This window comes from Streptomyces sp. NPDC033229 (assembly GCF_055576875.1).
The window spans coordinates 53,688-77,618 of sequence record NZ_JBVIQR010000023.1 but is presented as its reverse complement, the minus strand read 5'-3'; the positions used below and the strand labels follow the sequence as shown (position 1 = coordinate 77,618).

Genomic DNA, 23,931 nt, shown 5'->3' with positions numbered 1-23,931 from the left:
ATCTCCCGTCCGAAGGGACGACCCGTATGCGCTTCGGCGTCAACTACACGCCCACCCGGGGCTGGTTCCACCACTGGCTCGACTTCGACCTCGACGAGATCCGGGCCGACCTGGACCAGATCGCCGCCCTCGGCCTGGACCACATCCGGGTCTTCCCGCTCTGGCCGGTCTTCCAGCCCAACCGCACCCTGATCCGGCCGCAGGCCGTCGAGCAGCTGGTCCGGCTCGTGGACGCGGCCGCCGAGCGCGGGCTCGACGTCAACGTCGACGGGCTGCAGGGCCACCTGTCCAGCTTCGACTTCCTGCCCGCCTGGACCACGACCTGGCACCGCCGGAACCTGTTCACCGACCCGGACGTGATCGGGGCGCAGGCGGAGTATCTGCGCGTGCTCGCCGCCGCGCTCGCCGACCAGCCCAACTTCCTGGGGATGACGGTCGGCAACGAGATCAACCAGTTCTCCGGTGACCCGCACCCGGACCCCGACCGGGCCGACCCCGTCCAGGTGGACCACTGGCTGCGGCGGATGCTCGACGCCTGCGAGAAGGGCGCGCCCGGCCGGTCGCATCTGCACGCCTCGTACGACGCCGCCTGGTACGACGGCGCGCATCCCTTCACGCCCGCCCACTCGGCCCGCCTCGGCGCGATGACCGCCGTGCACTCCTGGGTCTTCAACGGCACCGCACAGCGCCACGGCCATGCCGGGACGGCCACCGAGCAGCACGCCGCGTATCTCATCGAGCTGTCCAAGGCCTGGGCGGTGGACCCCGCCCGGCCGGTCTGGCTCCAGGAGGTCGGCGCACCCGCACCCCACATCCCGCCCGGTCACGCGGCCGCGTTCACCGAGGCGACCATCCGCAACGCGCTGGACTGCCCGGACGTCTGGGGCATCACCTGGTGGTGCTCCCACGATGTGGACCGCGCGCTGGCGGACTTCCCCGAGCTGGAATACGGCCTCGGACTGTTCACCAACGACCGCCGGATCAAACCCGCCGGTGAGGTGATCGCCGAAATCATCCGCACCTGGCTCGGGAGCGGCCGCCCCGCGGAGGCCCGCCGGACCGCTCTGGTCGTGGACGCGGGTGAGGAGGAGGGCGCGCCCTACCGGTCGGTGTGCTCGCCGGGGGGCGCGTATTTCGAGGCGTGGATGCGGCTTGCCTCCGGCGGGGTGCGGGCGGCTTCGGTGCTGTCGCAGCGGGCGGGTGACCCCGGGTATCTGGCCGGGCGGGGGGTTACGGAGGTGCTGACAGTCGATCAGGTGCGGTAGGCGGTGGTCGGCCCCCGGTGGGGGAAACACCACCCGGGGCTCCCCCCGGACCCCGGTCCTCAAACGCCGGACGGGCTAGTGGTTGCCCGGACGGGCTGACTATGTGGAGCCGTCATGAATGAGTCACTCACGCGCCGTGGCCTCCTCACCGCCGGCGCCACCGGCATCGCGGCCCTCGCCGTGCCCGCCGTGCCCGCCGCTCGCGCCGCGCCCGCCGGGGATCTCCAGCCGTACGCCTCGTACTGGTATCCCGACAGCCTGCCGGCGGGCTCCCCCGCGCCCGGCGTGACCTGGCGCAGTCTGCGTTCCTGGGCGCCCGGGAGCGATGTCGACCTGCCCTTCAACAAGGCCACCGTGCCCCTCGCCGCCCGCTTCACTCCCCCGCCGGTCAGTTCGACCGCGCGGACGGGCCAGGCCCGTGTATCCGCCCTCGCGGCCTTCGCGCACACCTCGGGGAACCCGTCGCAGGGCTCCCCCACCGCCGACTACTACGCCCTCACCCACTGGGCCTACCTGGACGAGCTGGTCTTCTGGGGCGGCTCCTCCGGCGAGGGGCTGATCCTCGCGCCGAACGCGCCGGTCGTGGACGCCGCGCACCGCAACGGCGTGCCCGTCCTCGGGACGGTGTTCCTGCCTCCGACCGCGTACGGCGGGCAGCTGCGCTGGACGCGGGAGCTGGTGCGCAGGGGTGCGGACGGCGGGTTCCCGCTGGCCGACCAGCTGATCCGGGTGGCCCGCGCGTACGGTTTCGACGGCTGGTTCGTCAACGCCGAGACCGCTGGCGGCGACGCCCGGCTGGGCGCGGACGTGCGGGACTTCCTGGCCCACCTCCGGGCTCACGGCAAGGGCTTGCGCGTCACCTGGTACGACGCACTGGCCGTGTCGGGGGACGTCTCCTGGCAGAACGAGCTGAACGACCACAACGCGCCCTTCTTCCGCGCCGCCGACTCGATGTTCCTCAACTTCAACTGGAGCCGGGCCGGGCTCGCGTCGTCCGGCGCGCTCGCCGAGCGCCTGGAGCGCGGCCGGTACGAGCTGTGGGCGGGCATCGACGTGGAGGCGAACGGCTGGGACACCCGGGTCGACTGGGACGCGATCGTCCCCGCCGACCGTCCGCACGTCACCTCGTACGGCTTCTACCGGCCCGAGTGGACGTGGACCAGCCTCCCCGCCGGCGGGCGCGCGCCCGCCGCCTTCCACGCGCGGGACGACCGTTTCTGGTCCGGGCCGGCCGTGGATCCGTCCGGCCCGTCCGTCGGGCCGTGGCGGGCTCCGGCCGCCTCCGTCGCGGACCGTTCGACCCTGACCGCGCTGCCGTTCGCGACGAGCTTCAACACCGGGCACGGTCTGGGCTGGTACGAGCGCGGCAGGCTCCTGTCCGACGTGCCCTGGAACCATCTGGGTCTCCAGGACCGGCTGCCCGGGCGGCGCTGGGTGATCCACACGGCCGGTGCCCGGCCGGTGGTGGGCTTCGACTTCGCCGACGCCTGGCGCGGCGGCACCAGTCTGCTCGTACAGGGCCCGCTCACCGCGCCGACGACCGTCGAGCTGTTCACCGCGCGGCTGCCGCTGCCCGGGACGACAGTGGTGGAGCTGGCACACCGCACCGACCCCGGATCGCCGGGTGTCCGCGTGGACCTGGTGGTCTCCCCGGGGCCCGGCCGCTTAGTCCACGTGCCCGCGGGCACGCTGCCCGCGGGCGGGCGCGGTTGGACCACGGCCCGGTTGCGCGTCGGCGCGCTGCTGCCCGGCCGCACCGGCCGGACGATCCATGCGCTGGACGTCCGGCTCACCGCCACCGACGGCGGGGCCGTCCGCTGGCGACTGGGCCACCTCGCGGTGCGCGACGCCGCGGCGCCAGGCCCGGCCGTCCCCGCCCGCCCGGCCGCGGCGTGTGTCGCCGCGGCGCGGCCGAACGGCGACGGTACGGCCGCGCTGCGGCTCCTGTGGGGCCCGGGCACGCGCCAGGCGCCGCCCGTGCGCCATTACGAGCTGCATCAGGTGCTGCCGGGCGGTGGACGTCGCTTCCTGGGCGGCACCTGTGGGCATGCCTACTACGTTCCGGCGCTGCGCCGTACGGGCGGCGAGGCGGTCACCCGCGTCGACGTGCGCGCCGTGGACGAGCTGTACGTCCCCTCTGCCCCCGCACGCGTTTCCCTCCGCTGGTCCATCCCGTCTTCGTGAGGACACCGACGCCCATGCACAACGACCGCACCGTCACCGAAGCCCGTCTCAAGCGGGTGCTGGACGAGCGCATCCGGCCCGCCGTGTATCCCGAGTCGGTGCCGCTGACCGTCACCGTGTGGAACGCGCCCGGCGAGCCCGTGCCCGTCGCCGAGGGCCTCGCGGCCGGGCGCGAGCCGATCGAGGTCGGCGCGCCGTGGGGCCCGCCGTGGGGCACCAGCTGGTTCACGGTCACCGGGACCGTGCCCGAGGAGTGGGCGGGCCGGACCGTCGAGGCGCTGCTGGACCTGGGCTTCGACGAGAACATGCCGGGCTTCCAGTGCGAGGGGCTCGTCTACCGGCCGGACGGCTCGCCCGTGAAGGGGCTCAACCCCCGCAACCAGTGGGTGCGGATCGGCGAGTCGGTCACGGGCGGCGAGGAGGTGCTGCTGCACATCGAGGCCTCGTCCAATCCCGTGATCATGGACTATCACCCGTTCGTGCCGACCGAGCTGGGGGACCGGCTGACGGCGGACGACGCGCCGCGCTACCGGCTGGCCCGGATGGATCTGGCCGTCCTCGACCGGGTGGTGTGGGAGTTGGTCCAGGACCTGGAGGTGCTGGGTGAGCTGATGGCCGAACTGTCGGTGGACTCGCCGCGCCGCTGGGAGATCCTGCGGGCGGTCGAGCGGGCCCTGGACGCTGTCGACCTCCAGGACGTCGGCGGGAGCGCGGAGCGGGCCCGCGAGCAGCTCACGGACGTGCTGTCCGCGCCCGCGCACGCCTCCGCGCACCGGATCAGCGCGGTAGGGCACGCGCACATCGACTCGGCGTGGCTGTGGCCGCTGCGCGAGACGGTGCGGAAGGTCGCCCGTACCACCGCCAATATCACCGCTCTGCTGGAGGACGAGCCGGACTTCGTCTACGCCATGTCGCAGGCGCAGCAGTTCGCGTGGATCAAGGAGCACCGGCCGGAGGTGTACGCGCGCGTGAAGAACGCCGTCGCGGAGGGCCGGTTCGTGCCGGTGGGCGGCATGTGGGTGGAGTCCGACACGAACATGCCCGGATCGGAGGCGCTGGCACGGCAGTTCGTGCACGGCAAGCGCTTCTTCCTGGAGGAGTTCGGGATCGAGACGGAGGAGGTGTGGCTGCCGGACACCTTCGGCTACTCGGCGGCTCTGCCGCAGCTGGTGAGGCTGGCGGGCGCCAAGTGGTTCCTGACGCAGAAGATCTCGTGGAGCCAAACCAATAAGTTCCCCCATCACACGTTCTGGTGGGAGGGCCTGGACGGCACCCGGGTGTTCACCCACTTCCCGCCGATCGACACCTACAACTCGCGGCTGTCGGGGCAGGAGGTGGCGCACGCGGTCCGCAACTTCCAGGAGAAGGGCGGTGCGACCCGCTCCCTCGCACCGACCGGCTGGGGTGACGGCGGCGGGGGGACGACGCGCGAGATGGTGGCGCGGGCGAAGCGGCTGGCGGATCTGGAGGGCTCGGCGAAGGTCGTCTTCGAGCGGCCGTCGGCGTTCTTCGAGAAGGCCCACGCGGAGTACGGGCACGCGCCGGTGTGGGTGGGCGAGCTGTATCTGGAGCTGCACCGGGCGACGCTCACCAGTCAGGCGAAGACGAAGCAGGGCAACCGCCGCTCGGAGCACCTGCTGCGCGAGGCGGAGCTGTGGGCCGCGACGGCGGCCGTACGGGCCGGGTTCCGCTATCCGTACGAGGCGCTGGACCGGCTGTGGAAGACCGTGCTGTTGCACCAGTTCCACGACATCCTGCCGGGCACCTCGATCGCGTGGGTGCACCGGGAGGCGGCGGCGACCTACGCGGCGGTCACGGCCGAGCTGGAGTCGATCGTCGGGGACGCGCTGGCCGCGCTCGCGGGGGACGCCCCGGACGGTGGGACGGTGGTCTTCAACGCGGCACCGCACGGGCGGGGCGGCGCGGTGGCCCACGGTGGCGCCCCGACCGAGTCCCCCGACCCCGCCCCCGACGCCGACCCGACCACGGTCCGGGCGCGTGAGGGCGGTGGTTTCACGCTCGACAACGGCCTGCTACGGGTCGAGGTCGACGGGCGCGGGCTGGTGGTCTCCGTGTACGACCCGGAGGCGGACCGGGAGACGATCGCACCGGGGACGGCGGCCAACCTGCTGCAACTGCACCCGGACTTCCCCAACATGTGGGACGCCTGGGACGTGGACCACTTCTACCGGAACACCGTCACGGATCTGACGGACGTCGAGACGCTGGAACGGACGGACGAGGGGGCGGTACGGGTCGTACGGGCCTTCGGAGCCTCACGGGTCGAGCAGTTGCTCTCCCTCCCCGCGGGGGTCCGGCGGCTGGACATCGAGACGGAGGTCGACTGGCACGAGACGGAGAAGTTCCTCAAGGCCGCCTTTCCGCTCGATCTGCACGCCGACCGCACGGCGGCCGAAACCCAGTTCGGCCACCTCTTCCGTCCCACGCACACCAACACCAGTTGGGACGCGGCCAAGTTCGAGGCGTGCGCGCACCGGTTCGTGCATCTGGAGGAGCCGGGGTGGGGGGTGGCGGTGGTCAACGACTCGACGTACGGCTACGACGTGACGCGCGCCGTGCGCGAATCCGGCACCGGGACCACGACCACGCTTCGGCTCTCACTGCTGCGGGCGCCGCGCTTCCCCGACCCGCGCACCGACCAGGGAACGCACCGGTTCCGGTACGCGCTGGTACCGGGCGCGTCGTTGGGGGACGCGGTGCGCGAGGGGTACCGGATCAATCTGCCGGAGCGGAGGGTGCCGGGCTCCGCGGGGGTCGAACCGCTCGTGTCGGTGTCCGACGACGCGGTCGTCATCTCCGCGATCAAGCTCGCGGACGACGGCAGCGGGGATGTGGTGGTGCGGCTGTACGAGTCGCTGGGCGGGCGGGCGCGGGCGCGGCTGACCGCGGGGTTCCCGACGGCGTCGGTGTCCGTGTGCGACCTGCTGGAGCGACCTGTGGCGGCCGCCACGACGGACGGTGATGCCGTGGCGCTGTCCCTGCGGCCCTTCGAGATCGTCACCCTGCGGCTGGCGCGGCGCTGAGCGTCCAGCGCGTGAGCCCCGGTCCCGCCCCTGCACCGTTTCTCGTCCGCAGTCCGCAATGGCCGGGCGGGCTCGACTTGAGCCCGTCCGGCCGTTGAGCACGTTCAGGCCCCGATCGCCTTCATCAGCATCGGGAACGACGCCACCAGCTCACGCTCCCAATAGCGCCAGGTGTGCGTGCCGGTCGACGCGCACACCGTGGCCGGGACGCCGAGCCGCGCGAGCTTGGCGCGCAGTTGCTGGTTCATGCCGAAGACGGCGCGCTCGATCCGGTCGTCGGTGCCGTGCGCTGCCGGGTCCGTGCAGCGCGCGGCGGAGGGGGCCGGGTCACCCCACTTCCAGCCCGCGCCCTTCTCGGTGCCGTTGCCGTAGGAGACGTAGAGCGGAGTGCCGGCGAGCCCGGCGGCCCGCTCCAGCGGGCTGTTGCGCTTCCACAGCCACTGCTGGCGCAGATCGGCCGGGTCGTCGGTGTCGAAGGGGTAACCGGGCTCGCCCCACAGGCGCTTCCAGTCGGTCAGGCAGGCGAGGCCGCCGGCCTTCACCGCGTCGGGACCGTCGAAACCGCCGTCGGGTGACTTGTAGAGGGGGTTGACGGCGCCACTGTAGGAGGCGGCCGCGCTGAACAGGCCGGGGCGCGCGGCCGTGAACTTCAGCGCCCCCTGACCGCCCATGGACAGCCCCGCGACGGCACGCCGCGACCCGGCGCGGTAATCCCGCTCCAGCAGCGGACGGACCTGGTCGAGCAGATACGTCTCCCAGGCCGGGGCTCCCCACCTGCCGCCGTTGTACCAATTGCTGTAGCCGCTGCACCCGCTGGTCTCCGGCATGACGACGATCGCGTCCCGGTCGGCGGTGAGCTCCTCGACGTGCGTGTTGGCGGTCCAGTCCAGATGATTGCCCGTGCCGCCGTGCAGCAGCCACAAGGTGGGCCAGGTCCGCGCCGCGTCCTTGGACCAGTCCTTGGGCAGCAGCAGGCGGACCCACGTGAACAGCGCCCCGGTGTCGGGCGAGGAGACCGCCAGGTCGAGCATCCGGTCGTCGACCCGCACTTCTTTGACCACCCGGGCCGGATTGTCCGCCGCGCGGGCCTCCGCGGGCCCCGCCCCGGCCGTCTGCGCCCCCACCACCGGCAGCAGCAGCGCGAGCGCCGCCAGCACCCGTGCGGCCCGCGCCGCGAACTGCTCGTAACAAGCCCCGCGCACCATGCGATCGCCCCTCACATGCCGCTCACGTCAGTGATGCGCGTCATATTACGGTGAGGGGGTGACAACGTACGTGGCTCTCCTTCGCGGCATCAACGTGGGCACCAAACAGCGCGTCCCCATGCAGACCTTGCGCGATCTGCTCTCCGGTCTGGGCTGCGGGTCGGTGCGCACCCACCTCAACAGCGGCAACGCGGTGTTCACCCACCCGGGCTCCGAACCGGACGCCCTGGCGGCCGGGCTCGAGGAGGCCATCGCGCGCGAGCTGGGCCTGTCCGTGCGCTGCTTCGTGCGTGAGGGAGTGGATCTGCGCCGCGTCGTTGACGCCAATCCGTTCGCCGACCGGGCGCTCGATCCGGCGCGGTTCCTGGTGGTCTTCCTCTCCGGCCTCTCCGGCGCCGCCCGCCCGGACGCCTTCGCGGACCTCGATCCGGGCGCGTACGCGCCCGACGAGTTCGCCCTCGGGGAACGTGAGGTGTATCTGTTCTGCCCGTCCGGCATCCGGGACTCCAAGCTGGCGAAGCTCCTGACGGGCCGGCGCCTGGGCGAGGACGGGACCGCCCGCAACTGGAACACCGTCACCCGGCTCGCCGACATGGCGGAGGCGGTGGACGACTGATCGGGCCAGGCCGCTCCCCCGAGGCCGCCCGTACCACGCCCGCGGTACGGGTGCCGGGGGTTGTACGCCGCGCGGAGGGGATGCCGCTCGTCCTGTCGGCGACACAGGTGGACGACGGCTCCGCTTAGCATTCGGGCATGAAGCTGCGTTTCCCCCGGCGCCCCCGGTCCGGACGCGACCGGCTGCTGGCCGCCACGGCCGCCGGCGCCGTACTCGTCGGTGCCGGTACCTGGACCGTGGCATCGGCCACCGGGTCCGGCGCCGCCGTGCACCGCGAGGACCGGTTCCTGACGATGCCCGACGCCCCGGGCGCCGAGCGCTCGGGGCCGGTCCGCATCGACACGTCGTACTTCACCTCCGGTGACACCGGCACCCGCAGACCGGCCGTGCTGCTCGCGCACGGCTTCGGCGGCAGCAAGACCGATCTGCGCGAGAGGGCGGAGGAGCTGGCGCGCGACGGCTACGCGGTGCTGACCTGGTCCGCGCGCGGCTTCGGGCGGTCCACGGGCCGTATCGGCCTCAATGACCCGGGCCGTGAGGTCGCCGATGTGAGCCGGCTGATCGACTGGCTGGCGCGGCGGCCGGAGGTGCGGCTCGACAAGGCGGGCGACCCCAGGGTCGGCATCGCGGGCGCCTCCTACGGCGGCGGCGCCGCCCTCCTGGCGGCCGGGCACGACAAGCGCGTCGACGCCATCGCCCCGCAGATCACCTACTGGAACCTCGCCGACTCGCTCTTCCCGAACGACGTCTTCAAAAAGCTCTGGTCCGGGATCTTCTTCACCACCGGCACCACATCGGCAGGCGCCACGCCGAACGGCCCCGCCCCGGCCGTCGGTGACCGCCCGGCCCGCAAGGCGGGGGCCGGCGCCCCGTTCTCCGGTTGCGGCCGGTTCGAGAAGACGCTGTGCGAGATGTACGAGCGGGTGGCCGTCGAGGGGAAGCCGGACGCGCGGGCGCGGGAGCTGCTGGAGAGCCGCAGCCCCTCCGCCGTCGCCGACCGGATCAAGGTGCCCACCCTCCTCGTCCAGGGGCAGACCGACTCCCTCTTCCCGCTCGACCAGTCCGACGCCGCGGCCAAGGCCATCGCCCGCAACGGCGCGCCCGTCTCCGTCGACTGGATCGCGGGCGGACACGACGGCGGGGCGGACGAGAGCGACCGGATCGCGCGGCGCACGCGCGCGTGGTTCGACCGCTACCTCAAGGGCGACGAGAGCGCGGGCACCGGGCCCGCGTTCCGCGTCAGCAGGACCGGCGGAATCGACACCACCGACGGCAAGGCGCAGCTGCGCGGTGCGAGCGGAGACCGCTACCCGGGGCTGCGGGGCGACCCGCGCACGATCGAACTGACCGGGCGTGAGCAGTCGTTCGGCAACCCGGCGGGGGCGGCACCGCCCGCGATCTCGGCGGTGCCGGGCATCGGTTCGCTGACCCAGCTGTCGGGCCTCGGTGTCGGCGTCTCCCTCGACTTCCCCGGCCAGCACGCGCGCTTCGACTCGGCCCGGCTCACCGAGGGCGTCCGCGTCACCGGCTCCCCGACCGTGCGGACGAGGATCTCCTCGGACACCGGTGAGGCCGTCCTCTTCGCCAAGGTCTACGACGTCGGGCCGAACGGGCAGCAGGTGCTGCCCGGACAGCTCGTCACGCCCGTCCGTGTCACCGACGCGAAGGGGGGCCGCACCGTCGAGCTCAAGCTGCCCGCCATCGACCACACCTTCGAGTCCGGCCACCGGATGCGGCTCGTCCTCGCCGCCACCGACCTCGGGTACGCCTCCCCGGCCCGGCCCGCCGCGTACACCGTCGCGCTCGCGGGCGGAGGCTTGAGCGTGCCGACCGCGCCCGGTGTGCGGACCGGCTCCTCCGCCCTCCCCTGGTGGACATGGGGGCTGCCGCTCGGCGGCGCGGCCGTCGCGGCGGTCCTGCTGCTGACCGGTCGCCGCCGCACCGCACCGCCCGCGCCCGACCCGGCGCTCGCCGAGGTGCCGTTGCAGATCACCGGTTTGAGCAAGCGGTACGCCAAGTCCGCCGACCGGTACGCGGTACGGGAGTTGTCCTTCCGCGTCGAGCGGGGCCAGGTGCTGGGACTGCTCGGCCCGAACGGTGCGGGCAAGACCACCACCCTGCGCATGCTCATGGGCCTCATCCGTCCCGACGACGGCGAGGTCCGCGTCTTCGGGCACGCGATCCGGCCGGGTGCGCCGGTGCTGTCGCGCGTCGGGGCGTTCGTGGAGGGCGCGGGGTTCCTGCCGCACCTGTCCGGCCGGGCCAACCTCGATCTGTACTGGCAGGCGACGGGCCGCCCGGCGAAGGACGCGCACCTGGAGGAGGCCCTGGAGATCGCCGGCCTCGGCTCCGCGCTGGAGCGGGCGGTACGGACGTACTCCCAGGGCATGCGGCAGCGTCTCGCGATCGCGCAGGCCATGCTCGGGCTGCCGGACCTGCTGATCCTGGACGAGCCGACCAACGGGCTCGATCCGCCGCAGATCCGGGAGATGCGCGAGGTGATGATCCGGTACGCGGCCGCCGGCCGTACCGTCATCGTCTCCAGCCATCTCCTCGCCGAGGTCGAACAGAGCTGTACGCACCTGGTCGTGATGGACCGCGGCCGGCTGGTGAGCGCGGGTCCGGTCGCGGAGATCGTCAGCTCGGGCGACACGCTGCTGGTCGGCGTCGAGGGCGAGCTGCCCGAGGTCACGGCGGAGAAGGTGGCGGCGCTGCCCGGCGTGGCCTCGGCCGTGCGGAGCGACGAGGGGCTGCTGGTGCGGCTCGACGGCATGGGCGCACCGGAGCTGCTGGTGGAGCTGGTGCGGTTGGAGATCCCGGTGGCGCGTGTCGGCCCGCACCGCCGCCTGGAGGACGCGTTCTTGACCCTGATCGGAGGCTCGGCATGAGCACCGCGGTGACCACGGACCCCGAGTCCGCGCCCGGATACCGGGCGCGGCACACCCTGCCGCTGCGGGTGGAGGCGATGCGTCAGTTGCGGCGTCGGCGCACGCTCGTGGTGGGGGCGGTGCTGGCGGTGCTGCCGTTCGTCCTGATCGCGGCGTTCGCCATCGGCGGGCAGCCGAGCGGGCGCAACGGGCGGGTGACGCTGATCGACACCGCCACCGCCTCCGGCGCGAACTTCGCGGCGACCTGTCTGTTCGTCTCGGCGGGCTTTCTGCTGGTGGTGCCGGTGGCGCTGTTCTGCGGTGACGCCGTGGCCTCCGAGGCGAGCTGGTCCTCGCTGCGCTATCTGCTCGCGGCGCCGGTGCCGCGCGCCCGGCTGCTGCTGAGCAAGCTGGCCGTGGCGCTCGGGTTCAGCGCGGCCGCGATGGTGCTGCTGCCGGTGGTGGCCCTGGCGGCGGGCACGGCGGCGTACGGCTGGGACGGCCTGCAGATCCCCACCGGCGGTGCGCTGCCCGCCCAGGCGGCCGTCGGCCGGCTCGCGATCGTGGTGGCGTACATCTTCGTCGGGCAGTTGGTCACGGCGGCGCTGGCGTTCTGGCTGTCGACGGTCACGGACGCCCCGCTGGGGGCGGTGGGCGGCGCGGTCGGGCTGACCATCGTCGGCAATGTGCTGGACGCGGTGACCGCGCTCGGGCACTGGCGCGATTTCCTGCCGGCGCACTGGCAGTACGCGTGGGCGGACGCGTTGCAGCCGCAGTTGGAGTGGGGCGGCATGATCAAGGGGACGGCGGTGTCGGTGGCGTACGCGCTGGTGCTGTTCGCGCTCGCCTTCCGGCACTTCCGGGCGAAGGACGTCGTGTCCTGAAATCCCCGGGCCGCCCTGGTGCTCAGTCGCCGGACGGGGCAGCCCCGTACACCCCTCCCGGCTCCCGCAGCCCCGGCAGCAGCTCCCGTACCGCCCCGCCCGCCTCGGCCGGTGTCCAGCGGTCGCCCTTGTCGGCCGTGGGGCCGGGGTGCCAGCCCTCCATCACGGTGATGCGGCCGCCCTCCGCTTCGAAGACCTCGCCGCTGACGCCGGCGGAGTCCGCCGAGGCGAGCCACACCACCAGCGGGGAGACGTTCTCGGGGGCCATGGCGTCGAATCCGGTCGTGGGCGCGGCCATGGCATCGGCGAACGTCCGCTCGGTCATACGGGTGCGGGCGGCGGGGGCGACGGCGTTGACCTGGACGCCGTAGCGGGCCAGTTCGGCGGCGGCGACGAGGGTGAGTGCCACGATTCCGGCCTTCGCGGCGGCGTAGTTCCCCTGCCCCACGCTGCCCAGCAGCCCCGCGCCGGAGGTGGTGTTGACGACGCGTGCCCGGCGGGCGCGGCCCCCCTTGGCCTCGGCGCGCCAGTACCGGGCCGCGTGCTTGAGCGGCAGGAAGTGGCCCTTGAGGTGCACGCGCAGGACCGCGTCCCAGTCGTCCTCCTCGAGGTTGACGAGCATCCGGTCGCGCAGGAACCCGGCGTTGTTGACGAGTGTGTCGAGCCGGCCGTAGGCGTCGAGGGCCGTGGCGAGGAGCGAGGCGGCGCCGTCGGTGGTGGCGATGTCGCCGCTGTGCGCGACGGCTTCGCCGCCACGGGCGCGGATCTCGTCGGCGACCCGCCGGGCGGGGCTCGCCGAGCCGCCCTCCCCGCCGGGCCCGACGCCGAGGTCGTTGACGACGACCCGCGCGCCTTCGGCGGCGAGCGCGAGGGCGTGTGCCCGGCCGAGACCGCGGCCGGCGCCGGTGACGGCGGCTACACGGCCCGCGCAGATTCCGGTCATCTCAGGGCTCCTCGAAGGACGTGGCCGAAGGGGTGGCACGCGCCGCGGCCAGGAACGCCGGGCGTTCGCCGCCGCCGTGGACGACGAGGCTGGCGCCGGTGATGTAGGACGCGCGGTCGGAGGCGAGGAAGACGACGGCGTCGCCGATCTCGTCGGGTTCGGCGAGGCGGCCCGCCGGGACGGTGCGGGCGACGGCGGCAACGCCCGCCGCGTCGCCGTAGTGCAGATGGGCGGATTCCGTGCGCACCATGCCGAGGACGAGGGTGTTGACGCGTACGGCCGGTGCCCACTCCACCGCCATCGTGCGGGCGAGGTGTTCCAGCCCGGCCTTGGCGGCGCCGTAGGCCGCCGTGCCCGGTGAGGGGCGGGTGCCGCTCACGCTCCCGATCATCAGGACGCAGCCGCCGGCCGGCTGCCGACGCATGATCCGGCGGGCGGCGAGCGAGACGGTCAGCGGCGCGGTGAGGTTGAGGTCGAGTACGCGCGCGTGGCGCTCGGCGTCCGCGTCGTCGAGGAGCCGGAAGGGCGCGCCCCCGGCGTTGTTGACCAGCAGGTCCAGTTGGCCGAAGGCCGTCGCCAGCTCGTCGAACAGGGCCTGTACGGCGGTCGGTCGGCGTACGTCCACCGGCCGGAAGCAGGCGGTCCGCCCGTCGGCCGTGACCGGCTCGTCCGGTGGGCGGCGGGCGCAGACCACCACCCGTGCCCCGGCGCGCAGCAGCGCCCGCGCGATGCCCGCGCCGACGCCGCGCGTGCCACCGGTGACGACGGCGACGCGTCCGTCCAGGTCGAGCGCTCCACTCATTCCCTGCCACCTCCCGCGCCGGACGATCCGCTGCTACCTTCGCCCCTAACAAACGTTTGGTGGAAAGGTAGCTGATCCACTGATGGGTGTCTCCACCTCCCGCCCCGAAGCGGGCATCGCCGTCGTCACCGTCGACTTCCCGCCCGTCAACGCCGTTCCCGTGCGCGGCTGGTACGAGATGGCGGAGGCCGTCCGCGCGGCGGGCGCCGACCCCGCCGTCCGCTGTGTCGTCCTGGCCGCAGCCGGGCGCGGCTTCAACGCGGGGGTCGACCTCAAGGAGATCCAGCGCGGCCCGGGTCACCGGGCGCTGATCGGCGCCAACCGGGGCTGCGCCGCCGCGTTCTCGGCCGTGTACGACTGCGAGGTGCCGGTCGTCGCCGCCGTGCGGGGCTTCTGCCTCGGCGGCGGGATCGGGCTCGTCGGCAACGCCGACGCCGTCGTCGCGGCCGAGGACGCCACCTTCGGCCTGCCCGAGCTGGACCGGGGCGCGCTCGGCGCCGCCACCCACCTCGCCCGGCTCGTGCCCCGGCATCTGCTGCGCACCCTGTACTACACCTCGCGCACCGTCACCGCGTGGGAGCTGCACCGGCACGGTTCCGTGTGGCGGGTCGTGCCGCCCGGTGAACTCCTGTCGGCGGCCCTGGAGCTGGCGCGCGAGATCGCGGCCAAGGACGGCTTGCTGATCCGTCTCGCCAAGGCCGCCCTCAACGGCATCGACCCGGTCGACGTCCACCGCGACTACCGCTTCGAGCAGGGCTTCACCTTCGAGGCCGCACTGAGCGGCGTCGCCGACCGGCATCGCGAGGCCTTCGTCTCCGGGACATCCAGGCCGCCCCCGATGTCCCAGCCGTCCCGGTCGTCCCGGAAATCCGCGACGGACCCCGAGGAGGAGCCGTGACCGGCGGGAAACTGATGACCGCCGACGAGGCGATCGGCCGGCTGGAGAGCGGTATGACCGTCGGCATCGGCGGCTGGGGCTCGCGGCGCAAGCCGATGGCGCTCGTACGGGCCCTGCTGCGTTCGGATCTGACGGATCTCACCGTGGTGTCCTACGGCGGCCCCGACGTGGGCCTGCTGGCGGCGGCGGGGCGGATCGCCAGGCTCGTGACCGCCTTCGTCACGCTCGACTCCGTCCCCCTCGAACCGCACTTCCGGGCCGCCCGGCAGAGCGGCCGCCTGGAGCTGACGGAGCTGGACGAGGCGATGCTGATGTGGGGGCTGACGGCCGCCGCGCACCGGCTGCCCTTCCTGCCCGTCCGGGCCGGTCTCGGCTCCGACGTCATGACGGTCAACCCCCAGCTGCGGACAGTCGTCTCGCCGTACGCGGACGGGGAGGAGCTCCTCGCCGTGCCCGCGCTGACCCTGGACGCGGCCCTGGTCCACCTCAACCGGGCGGACGCGCGGGGCAACGCCCAGTACCTGGGCCCCGATCCCTACTTCGACGATCTCTTCTGCGAGGCCGCCCGCGAGGCGTACGTCTCCTGCGAACAGGTCGTGGACAGCGCCGATTTCGCGCCCGCGGGCGGCCCGCAGACCCTGCTGATCGCGCGGCACTGCGTCACCGGGGTCGTCGAGGCGCCGGGTGGGGCGCACTTCACCTCCTGCGCCCCGGACTACGACCGCGACGAGGCGTTCCAGGCCGCGTACGTCAAGGCCGCCGCCGACCCCGTGGCGTGGCGCGCGTTCGCGGGCCGTTTCCTGTCGGGGGACGAGGACGACTACCGGTCCGCCGTCGCGGCCTTCGCCGGGGAGGGCGCGTGAGCGAGGACGCGAGCGCGGGCGTGACCCGTGCCGAGTACTGCGTGGTCGCCTGCGCGGAGGCGTGGCGCGGCGCCGGGGAGATCCTGGCCGCCCCGATGGGGCTCGTCCCGACGGCCGGCGCGCGGCTCGCGAAGCTCACCTTCTCCCCCGGCCTGCTGCTGACCGACGGCGAGGCGATGCTGATGGGGGACGTGCCCGCACTGGGGGCGGCGTCGCGGGTGAGCGAGGGGTGGCTGCCGTACCGCCGGCACCTGGCGCTGGTCACCGGCGGCAGACGGCACGTGATGATGGGCGCGAGCCAACTGGACCGCCACGGCAACCAGAACATCTCCTGTATCGGCGACTGGAAGCGGCCCGACCGCCAGCTCCTCGGCGTGCGCGGCGCTCCCGTCAACACCGCGAACAACCCCACCAGTTACTGGATCCCCCGGCACTCCCCCCGGGTGCTGGTCGATCGGGTCGACATGGTGTGCGGGGTCGGCTACGACCGGGCGGCGGCGGCCGGGCCCTCCGCGACCCGCTTCCATCACCTTCCCCGCGTGGTCACCGATCTGGCCGTGCTCGACTTCGAGACCCCGGACCGCACGATGCGCGTACGCTCCCTGCACCCCGGGGTCACGCCCGACGAACTGCGGGCGGCGACCGGCTTCCCGCTCGCCGTCCCCGACGACGTGCCGCGCACCCGCGAGCCGACCCCCCGCGAACTGCGGCTGATCCGCGAGGTCGTCGACCCGGCCGGGCTGCGCGGGCGGGAGGTACCCCGATGAGGACCGCGCTCACCGACCTGACCGGTGTCCGCCACCCCCTCGTGCAGACCGGCATGGGCTGGGTCGCGGGCCCGCGCCTCGTCGCGGCGACGGCGAACGCGGGGGCGCTCGGCATCCTGGGCTCCGCGACCATGACGCCCGACCGGCTCAGGGAGGCGGTCCGCGAGGTGCGCCTGCGCACGGACCACCCCTTCGGGGTCAACCTGCGCGCGGACGCGGGGGACGCGGAGGAGCGGGTGCGGATCATCATCGGCGAGGGCGTGAGGGTCGCTTCCTTCGCGCTCGCCCCCTCCCGCGATCTGATCGCCCGTCTCAAGGACGCCGGGGTGGTCGTCCTGCCGTCCGTGGGTGCACGGCGGCACGCGGAGAAGGTCGCGGCGTGGGGCGCGGACGCGGTCGTCGTGCAGGGCGGCGAGGGCGGTGGCCACACCGGGGGCGTCGCGACCACGGTCCTGCTGCCGCAGGTGGTCGACGCGGTGGACATCCCGGTCGTGGCGGCGGGCGGCTTCCACGACGGCCGGGGCCTGGTCGCCGCCCTGGCCTTCGGGGCGGCGGGGGTGGCGATGGGCACCCGGTTCCTGCTCACTGCCGACAGCACGGTCCCGGCGGCGGTGAAGGCCGCCTACCTCGCCGCGTCCGTCGGGGACGTCACGGTCACCACGAAGGTCGACGGGCTCCCCCACCGCGTGCTGCGCACGCCGTTCGTCGACGCCCTGGAGCGTTCGGGCCGGGCCCGGGCCCTGCTGCGGGCGGTGCGGCGCGCCGCTTCCTTCCGCGCGGTCTCCGGGCTGACCTGGCGCGAGATGGTGCGCGACGGGCTGGCCACACGGCACGGAAGGGACCTCACCTGGAGCCAGGTGCTGCTGGCCGCGAACACCCCGATGCTGCTCAAGGCCGCCATGGTGGACGGCCGTACGGACCTCGGGGTGATGTCCTCGGGGCAGGTCGCGGGCCTCGTCGAGGACCTGCCGTCCTGCGCGGAGCTGGTGGAGCGGGTGATGCGGGAGGCCCACGAGACGCTCGCGGGCCTCCCGCCGGTCACAGCCGCTCGATGATCGTGACGTTCGCCTGGCCGCCGCCCTCGCACATCACCTGGAGGCCGTAGCGCCCGCCCGTGCGCTCCAGTTCGTGCAGCAGGGTGGTCATCAGCTTGACCCCGGTGGCGCCCAGGGGGTGTCCGAGGGCGATCGCGCCGCCGTTGACGTTGACCCGGTCCGGGTCGGCGCCCGTCTCGTGCTGCCAGGCCAGGACCACGGGGGCGAACGCCTCGTTGATCTCGACCAGATCGAGGTCGGCCATCGCGAGGCCGGTCTTCTTCAGCGCGTGTGCCGTGGCGGGGATGGGTGCGGACAGCATCCGGATCGGGTCCTCGCCCCGGACCGAGAGGTGGTGGATCCGGGCGCGCGGGGTCAGCCCGTGGTCGCGCACGGCACGCTCGCTCGCGAGGAGCATGGCCGCCGCACCGTCCGAGACCTGCGAGGAGAGGGCCGCGGTCAGCCGCCCGCCGGGCATCACGGGCGCGAGGGCCGCCATCTTCTCCCGCGTGGTGTCGCGGCGCGGCCCCTCGTCGGTGCGCACCTCGCCGTACGCGACGAGTTCGCGGTCGAAGCGGCCCTCGTCGATGGCCCGCAGCGCCCGCCGGTGCGAGCGGAGGGCGAATTCCTCCATGGCCGGGCGGGTGATGCCCCACCGCTCGGCGATCAGCTCGGCGCCGTGGAACTGGCTGACGGGCCGGTCGCCGTAACGGTCCCGCCAGCCGCGCGACCCGGCGAACGGCCCCTCGGTCATCCCCAGGGGCTCGGTGGCCCGGCGGGTGGCGTAACCGATGGGGATCTGCGACATGTTCTGGGTGCCGCCCGCGACGACCAGGTCCTGGGTGCCGGAGAGCACGGCCTGGGCGGCGAAGTGGACGGCCTGCTGGGAGGAGCCGCACTGCCGGTCGACGGTGACGCCGGGCACCTCCTCCGGGAGCCCGGCGGCCAGCCAACTCGTCCGGGCGATGTCACCGGCCTGCGGCCCGACCGCGTCGAGACAGCCGAAGACGACGTCCTCGACGGCGCCCGGGTCCACGCCCGTACGCTCCATCAACGCCGTGAGCACGTGCGCTCCGAGGTCGGCGGGGTGAACGGACGCGAGCGCGCCGTTCCGTTTGCCGACGGGGGTGCGTACCGCTCCGACGATGTACGCCTCGGCCATGGCTGCTCCTTCGACAGATGATGCCCGTGCGGGCCCTATGCGGCCGGTTCCCTCCCGGCGATGCCGTCCAGCACCATCGACAGGTACTGACGGGCGATCTCCTCCGGGCTGTGCGCCCCGCCCGGCCGGTACCAGGACGCGGCGACCCACACGGTGTCGCGCACGAAGCGGTAGACGAGCCGGATGTCGAGGTCGGCGCGGAAGGACCCGTCGGCCACGCCGCGCTCCAGCGTGCCCAGCCAGGCCTTCTCGAACTTCCGCTGCGAGTCCACGAGATAGCCGAAGCGGGGCTGGTGGACCAGGTGCCGGGACTCCTTCTGGTAGATGGCGACGGCGGCGCGGTGCCGGTCGATCTCCCGGAAGGACTCGGTGACGAGGGCCTCGATGGTCTCCCGGGGGCCGAGACCGGCGTCGAGCACGGCGTCGTAGCCGGTCCACAGCTCGTCCAGGAAGCCGGAGAGGATTTCGTCGAGCATCGACTCCTTGGAGTCGAAGTGGTAGTAGAGGCTGCCCGCGAGCAGCCCCGCCTCGTCGGCGATCCGGCGGACGGTGGTGGCGTTGTAGCCCTGCGTGGCGAACACCTCGGCGGCGGTCGCGAGGAGCTCGCGGCGCCGCTCGGGGGCGGGGTTCGCGGTGGTCTTCTTGCTGTTCGTCGGCACTCTCTCATTGTCGGTCACGCGCGCTGGCTGCTGACGGAGACCGTCTCGCCGGTCATGTACGAGGAGTAGCCGCTGGCGAGGAAGACGATCACGTTGGCGATCTCCCAGGGCTCGGCGTACCGCCCGAACGCCTCGCGCCCGGTCAGCTCGGTGAGCAGTTCGGGGGTGGTGACCTTCGCCAGGTGCGGGTGCATGGCCAGGCTCGGGGAGACGGCGTTGACGCGCACCCCGTAGGCCGCGGCCTCCACGGCGGCGCAGCGGGTGAGGGCCATGACGCCGGCTTTGGCGGCGGCGTAGTGGGCCTGGCCGCGCTGGGCCCGCCAGCCGATGACGGAGGCGTTGTTGACGACGACCCCGCCGCCGGTGCCGTGGCGCAGCCGACGCAGGGCGGCGCGGGTGCAGCGGAAGGTGCCGGTGAGGGTGGTGTCGAGAACCTTGTCCCACTGCTCGTCGGTCATGTCCACCAGATCGGCGGTGCCGCCGAGCCCGGCGTTGTTGACGACGACGTCGAGGCCGCCGTGCCGCTCCTCGGCGAGGTCGAACAGGGCGGCGACCTGTGTCTCGTCGGTGACGTCGCAGGTCAGCCCGGCGACGGAGCGGGCGCCGAACGCGTCCGCGAGCGTCGCGACGCACCCCCGCAGACGGCGCGCGTGGACGTCGCCGAGCACGACGCGGGCGCCTTCCTCGAGGAAGCGGCGGGCGGTGGCGCCGCCGATCCCGGCGCCGGCGGCGGCGGTGATGACGGCGGTGCGGCCGGCCAGCAGATCGTGACCGGGGAGATAGGGCGGCGGGCCCGCGGGGCGGTCGGCGGGCGCCACGGACTCCTCGACGCTGCTCATGGCCGTACGTTAACCTACCAAACACTTGTTAGGGAAGGAGGGGCGGATGGCCCCCGACCATGACCCCGACCACCACCCGGCTCAGGACTCGGGCCACGACGAGCCGCGGGAGCCGGTGGTGCGCTACGCGCGGCGGGGCCCGGTCGCGACCGTCACCATGAACCGGCCGGAGTACCGCAACGCCCAGAATTCCGCGATGACCTACGCGCTGGACGACGCCTTCTCCGCTGCCGCCGCCGACGACGGGGTCAAGGTCGTCGTCCTCGCCGGGGCGGGCCGGCACTTCTCCGCGGGCCATGACATCGGCTCCCCGGGTCGCGACGCGGATGCCTCCTTCCCCCGCCGGGCGGGCCTGTGGTGGGACCACTGCGACAAGGCGGGCGCGGAGCGCCGCTTCGCCCGCGAGTCCGAGGTCTATCTGGGCATGTGCCGCCGCTGGCGCGAGCTGCCGAAGCCGGTGATCGCGTCCGTCCAAGGGGCCTGCGTGGCGGGCGGGTTGATGTTGGCCTGGGTGTGCGATCTGATCGTGGCGAGCGAGGACGCCTTCTTCGCCGACCCCGTCGTCCGGATGGGCATCCCCGGCGTCGAGTACTTCGCCCATCCGTGGGTGATGCCGCCCCGGGTCGCGAAGGAGTTCCTCTTCACCGGCGACCGGATGAGCGCGCGGCGGGCGCATGAGGTCGGGATGGTCAACCGCGTGGTACCCCGCGAGCAACTCGCCGCGCACACCGGCGAATTGGCCGAGCGCGTGGCGGAGATGCCGCGCATGGGTCTCGCCCTCGCCAAGCGGGCCGTCAATCAGGCCGAGGACCTCCAGGGGCTGCACAGCGGTCTGGACGCGGTGTTCGGCCTCCACCACCTCGCGCACGCGCACAACGCGGAGACCGCCGCCGATCCGCTCGGCGGGATGGACGTCTCCGCCATGAAGGCGCGGGCGGGCACCCGCGCGCGGCCGGAGGAGCAAGGGGGAACCCAGCGCTGATGGATCTCGACTTCACCCCCGCCGAGGGCGCCTTCCGTCATGAGGCCCGCGACTGGCTGGCGGCCCACGTGCCCCGGACACCCCTGCGCTCGCTGGAGACCGAGGAGGGGTTCGCCGAGCACCGGGCGTGGGAGCGGACGCTGTTCGCCGGCCGCTGGTCGGCGGTGTCCTGGCCGTCCGCGTACGGCGGCCGGGACCGCTCGCTGCTGGAGTGGCTGGTCTTCGAGGAGGAGTACTACGCGGCCGGCGCGCCCGCCCGGGTCGCCCAGAACGGCATCCATCTCCTCGCCCCCACCCTCTTCGAGCACGGCAGCGACGAGCAGCGTGCCCGCGTCCTGCCCGCCATGGCGAGCGGTGCGACGATCTGGGCGCAGGCCTGGTCCGAGCCCGAGGCGGGCTCCGACCTCGCCTCCCTGCGGTCCGTCGGGGTGCGCACGACGGGTGGCTGGCTGCTCAGGGGGCAGAAGACCTGGTCCTCGCGGGCCGCGTTCGCCGACCGCGCGTTCGGGCTGTTCCGCACCCACCCCGACGCGGACCGGCCGCACCGGGGGCTCACGTATGTGATGTTCCCGCTGGATGCGGACGGGGTGACCGTGCGGCCCGTACGGCGCCTCGACGGCAAGCCCGCCTTCGCGGAAATCTTCCTCGACGATGTCTTCGTCCCCGACGCGGACGTCATCGGCGAGCCGGGACGGGGCTGGTCCGTCGCCATGAGCACGGCCGGGAACGAACGCGGGCCGACCCTGCGCAGCCCCGGCCGTTTCACCGCCGCCGCACGCCGGCTCGTCGGGCTGTGGCAGGCCCGTGCCGACCACGGCGACACGGCCCTGCGGGACCGGGTCGCCGACGCCGTGATCCGGGCCCGCGCCTACCAGCTGTCCGCCTACGCGGACGCCTCGCGCCCGGCCGAAGGCGGCGCGCCGGGCGCGAGGTCGAGCCTCACCAAGGTGTTCTGGTCCGAGCTGGACCTGGCCCTCCACGAAACGGCCCTCGACCTGCTCGGCCCGTTCGGCGAACTCGCCGACGGCGCCACGGACGCGCCCGCGCGGGGCGCCTGGGCGGACGGCTACACGTTCTCCCTGGCCGGGCCGATCTACGCGGGCACCAACGAGATCCAGCGGGACATCATCGCCGAGCGGCTGCTCGGGCTGCCGAAGGGGACGCGCCGCGCATGAGGTTCCTGTTGGACACCGAGCAGACCGCCTTCGGCCGCACCCTCGACCGGATGCTGGGCACCGCCGACACCCCGGCGGTCGTACGGGCCTGGGCGGACGGCGACCACGGGCCGGGGCTCGCGCTGTGGGAGCGCCTCGCGGACGCCGGGGTCCTCGCCGTCGCCGTGCCCCCGGCCTACGGCGGCATGGGACAGCTGCCCGTCGAACTGTCTGTCGCCTTCGTGGAGTTGGGCCGCCATGCCGTGCCCGGGCCGCTGGTCGAGACGGTCACCGCCGTGGTTCTGCTGTCGCGGCTCGCCGAGCGCGGCGCGTCGGCGCCCGCCGAGGAGTGGCTGCCCCGGCTCGGCTCGGGGAAGGCGAGGGTGACGGTGGCCCTGACGGCCGGCGGCCCGTACGCGCTGGACGCGGACGCCGCCGACGCGACCTTCGTGGTGACGGGCGACCACCCCGCGCTGCGGCTCGCCACCGGCCACGGGCCGGTGCAGCCCTCGCTCGACCCCGCGCGGCGGCTGTCGCGCCCGCTCACCGGCGGAAAGCCGCTCGCGAGCGGACCCGCGGTGCGGGACGCGGCCGCCCATGCCGCCGACTGGGCCGCGTTCACAACCGCCGCGCAGGCGCTCGGGGTCGGACTGGCATTGCTGGAGCGCACGGTCGCGTACGCCAAGGCGCGCACGCAGTTCGGGGCGGCCATCGGCTCGTTCCAGGCGGTCAAGCACCGGCTGGCCGACGTGCTGTTCGGGCTGGAGTTCGCCCGGCCGCTGCTCCACGGCGCCGCCGTGGCCCTCGCGTCCGGGGTGCCGGGCGCGCGGGCGGAGATCGCCGCGGCCAAGGTCGCCGCCTGCGACGCGGCGTACGCGGCCGCCCGGACCGCCCTCCAGGTGCACGGCGCGATCGGCTACACCGCCGAGTGCGACCTGTCCCTGTGGCTCGGAAAGGCCCGGGCGCTGCGGTCGGCGTGGGGCACCCCGGCGGTCTGCCGGGCCCGCGCGCTGGAGCTGTTCGACGGGTCATGCGGCAGGTAGAGGGACGGGCAAGGGTCGGCAGGCGGCGCGCGGGCGCGTGCGGACGGGACGGCCCGGCGCGTGAACCGCGCGCGTCGCGGCCTCCTTCGGCGCGTCGCCCGCGAGGCGGCAGAATCACTCTCCAGTGCACCGACCGGAGAGGATCGACACCGTGGGCCATGACGCCGGGGACGCCGGGAGCGCCGTGAGTGCCAGGGGCGACGGGGACGCCGAGGACATCGTCGCGCGGGTGCTGCGCCAGTGGCAGCACGTCCACCCCGGGCTCGACACCGCGCCGATGGCCGTGATCGGCAGGCTTAACCGCTGTGCCGCGCTGCTCCAGCAGGCCACCGACGCCCCGTTGGCGAGCGAGGGGCTGACGCGGGGGGAGTTCGACATCCTCGGCACGCTGCGGCGCACCGGCCGGGAGCTGACGCCGGGGCAGATCGCGCGGGAGACCTTCGCCTCGGGGGCCGCGGTCACCAAGCGGCTGCGGGTGCTCGAAGGGCGCGGGCTCGTCGCCCGCCGTCCCGACGACCGGGACCGGCGGGTCGCGCATCTGTCGCTCACCGAGCACGGCGGCGCGCTCATCGACCGGCTGGTCCCGCATCAGGTCGCCTACGAGGGCGCCCTGCTGGCGGGGCTCGGCGAGGAGCGCCAAGGCCGGCTGGCGGAAACCCTCGCCGAGCTCCTCGTCCTTCTCGAAGGGCGGATCGGGGGGCTCCAGCCCTGAGACACGCT

20 protein-coding genes are annotated in these 23,931 nt (G+C 73.8%); 14 read left to right on the top strand and 6 right to left on the bottom strand.

Translation table 11 applies throughout. From position 1 onward, the window contains the following. The first annotated feature begins 26 nt into the window (after window positions 1-26). The 3 genes from ACZ53N_RS20965 to ACZ53N_RS20955 all read left to right on the top strand — a co-directional run bounded on the left by ACZ53N_RS20965 (window position 27) and on the right by ACZ53N_RS20955 (window position 6,493). Window positions 27-1,265 carry a glycoside hydrolase 5 family protein gene (locus tag ACZ53N_RS20965; protein ID WP_469142338.1) on the top strand — a complete coding sequence of 413 codons (1,239 nt, stop codon included), beginning with the start codon at window positions 27-29 and terminating at the stop codon, window positions 1,263-1,265. 114 nt (window positions 1,266-1,379) lie between these two features. Beyond that, window positions 1,380-3,449, top strand: a complete 2,070-nt coding sequence (locus ACZ53N_RS20960) for an endo-beta-N-acetylglucosaminidase (protein ID WP_469142337.1) — start codon at window positions 1,380-1,382, stop codon at window positions 3,447-3,449. A gap of 14 nt (window positions 3,450-3,463) precedes the next feature. Next, on the top strand, window positions 3,464-6,493 hold the full coding sequence (locus ACZ53N_RS20955) for an alpha-mannosidase (RefSeq protein ID WP_469142336.1): 3,030 nt from the start codon (window positions 3,464-3,466) through the stop codon (window positions 6,491-6,493). A gap of 104 nt (window positions 6,494-6,597) precedes the next feature. Here the strand turns inward: ACZ53N_RS20955 and ACZ53N_RS20950 are convergent, their stop codons facing one another. Beyond that, window positions 6,598-7,698 carry an alpha/beta hydrolase gene (locus ACZ53N_RS20950; RefSeq protein ID WP_469142335.1) on the bottom strand — a complete coding sequence of 367 codons (1,101 nt, stop codon included), beginning with the start codon at window positions 7,696-7,698 and terminating at the stop codon, window positions 6,598-6,600. Window positions 7,699-7,756: 58 nt separating this feature from the next. On the opposite strand from ACZ53N_RS20950, the gene ACZ53N_RS20945 reads away from it, so the two are divergent. The 3 genes from ACZ53N_RS20945 (at window position 7,757) to ACZ53N_RS20935 (ending at window position 12,065) form a co-directional block, all read left to right on the top strand. Further along, entirely contained in the window at window positions 7,757-8,314 is a 558-nt protein-coding gene (locus ACZ53N_RS20945) for a DUF1697 domain-containing protein (protein WP_469142334.1), read from the top strand. A 137-nt stretch (window positions 8,315-8,451) separates the two neighbouring features. Next, window positions 8,452-11,202, top strand: coding sequence for an alpha/beta fold hydrolase (locus tag ACZ53N_RS20940; RefSeq protein WP_469142333.1), 2,751 nt, complete (start codon window positions 8,452-8,454; stop codon window positions 11,200-11,202). Then, window positions 11,199-12,065: an ABC transporter permease gene (locus tag ACZ53N_RS20935; protein WP_469142332.1), complete on the top strand. Its 867-nt coding sequence runs from the start codon at window positions 11,199-11,201 to the stop codon at window positions 12,063-12,065. The genes ACZ53N_RS20940 and ACZ53N_RS20935 overlap by 4 nt, the downstream gene beginning before the upstream one ends. Before the next feature lie 22 nt (window positions 12,066-12,087). On the opposite strand, the gene ACZ53N_RS20930 is transcribed toward ACZ53N_RS20935, so the two are convergent. Together ACZ53N_RS20930 and ACZ53N_RS20925 are read right to left on the bottom strand one after the other, a co-directional pair. Beyond that, the gene (locus tag ACZ53N_RS20930; RefSeq protein ID WP_469142331.1) at window positions 12,088-13,008 is read right to left on the bottom strand and encodes an SDR family oxidoreductase; all 921 of its coding nucleotides are present in this window, start codon (window positions 13,006-13,008) and stop codon (window positions 12,088-12,090) included. Between the two features lies 1 nt (window position 13,009). Continuing rightward, the gene (locus ACZ53N_RS20925) at window positions 13,010-13,810 is read right to left on the bottom strand and encodes an SDR family oxidoreductase (protein ID WP_469142330.1); all 801 of its coding nucleotides are present in this window, start codon (window positions 13,808-13,810) and stop codon (window positions 13,010-13,012) included. Between the two features lie 82 nt (window positions 13,811-13,892). On the opposite strand from ACZ53N_RS20925, the gene ACZ53N_RS20920 reads away from it, so the two are divergent. From ACZ53N_RS20920 to ACZ53N_RS20905, 4 genes are read left to right on the top strand one after another with little or no spacing between them, the layout of a single operon-like run. Then, the gene (locus ACZ53N_RS20920) at window positions 13,893-14,708 is read left to right on the top strand and encodes an enoyl-CoA hydratase family protein (RefSeq protein ID WP_469142329.1); all 816 of its coding nucleotides are present in this window, start codon (window positions 13,893-13,895) and stop codon (window positions 14,706-14,708) included. Between the two features lie 14 nt (window positions 14,709-14,722). Next, window positions 14,723-15,571, top strand: coding sequence for a CoA transferase subunit A (locus ACZ53N_RS20915; RefSeq protein WP_469142374.1), 849 nt, complete (start codon window positions 14,723-14,725; stop codon window positions 15,569-15,571). Beyond that, the gene (locus tag ACZ53N_RS20910; RefSeq protein WP_469142328.1) at window positions 15,568-16,338 is read left to right on the top strand and encodes a CoA-transferase subunit beta; all 771 of its coding nucleotides are present in this window, start codon (window positions 15,568-15,570) and stop codon (window positions 16,336-16,338) included. Before ACZ53N_RS20915 ends, ACZ53N_RS20910 begins: the two co-directional genes overlap by 4 nt. Then, window positions 16,335-17,393, top strand: coding sequence for an NAD(P)H-dependent flavin oxidoreductase (locus ACZ53N_RS20905; RefSeq protein WP_469142327.1), 1,059 nt, complete (start codon window positions 16,335-16,337; stop codon window positions 17,391-17,393). The genes ACZ53N_RS20910 and ACZ53N_RS20905 overlap by 4 nt, the downstream gene beginning before the upstream one ends. Here the strand turns inward: ACZ53N_RS20905 and ACZ53N_RS20900 are convergent. The 3 genes from ACZ53N_RS20900 to ACZ53N_RS20890 are packed head-to-tail and all read right to left on the bottom strand — an operon-like array spanning window position 17,377 to window position 20,032. Next, complete coding sequence (locus tag ACZ53N_RS20900) at window positions 17,377-18,534, bottom strand: acetyl-CoA C-acetyltransferase (protein ID WP_469142326.1); 1,158 nt, start codon at window positions 18,532-18,534, stop codon at window positions 17,377-17,379. The two genes, ACZ53N_RS20905 and ACZ53N_RS20900, sit on opposite strands and share 17 nt — an antisense overlap. 35 nt (window positions 18,535-18,569) lie before the next feature. Continuing rightward, window positions 18,570-19,193 carry a TetR/AcrR family transcriptional regulator gene (locus ACZ53N_RS20895; RefSeq protein ID WP_469142325.1) on the bottom strand — a complete coding sequence of 208 codons (624 nt, stop codon included), beginning with the start codon at window positions 19,191-19,193 and terminating at the stop codon, window positions 18,570-18,572. Window positions 19,194-19,207: 14 nt separating this feature from the next. Continuing rightward, window positions 19,208-20,032, bottom strand: a complete 825-nt coding sequence (locus tag ACZ53N_RS20890; protein ID WP_469142324.1) for an SDR family oxidoreductase — start codon at window positions 20,030-20,032, stop codon at window positions 19,208-19,210. 46 nt (window positions 20,033-20,078) lie between these two features. Between ACZ53N_RS20890 and ACZ53N_RS20885 the strand changes: the two genes are divergently transcribed. From ACZ53N_RS20885 to ACZ53N_RS20870, 4 genes are all read left to right on the top strand, one after another. Beyond that, window positions 20,079-21,014, top strand: a complete 936-nt coding sequence (locus tag ACZ53N_RS20885) for an enoyl-CoA hydratase (RefSeq protein WP_469142323.1) — start codon at window positions 20,079-20,081, stop codon at window positions 21,012-21,014. Continuing rightward, entirely contained in the window at window positions 21,014-22,189 is a 1,176-nt protein-coding gene (locus tag ACZ53N_RS20880) for an acyl-CoA dehydrogenase family protein (protein ID WP_469142322.1), read from the top strand. The genes ACZ53N_RS20885 and ACZ53N_RS20880 overlap by 1 nt, the downstream gene beginning before the upstream one ends. Next, window positions 22,186-23,211, top strand: a complete 1,026-nt coding sequence (locus tag ACZ53N_RS20875) for an acyl-CoA dehydrogenase family protein (protein WP_469142321.1) — start codon at window positions 22,186-22,188, stop codon at window positions 23,209-23,211. Before ACZ53N_RS20880 ends, ACZ53N_RS20875 begins: the two co-directional genes overlap by 4 nt. Before the next feature lie 151 nt (window positions 23,212-23,362). Beyond that, window positions 23,363-23,923, top strand: a complete 561-nt coding sequence (locus ACZ53N_RS20870; protein ID WP_469142320.1) for a MarR family winged helix-turn-helix transcriptional regulator — start codon at window positions 23,363-23,365, stop codon at window positions 23,921-23,923. Window positions 23,924-23,931 lie beyond the last annotated feature (8 nt).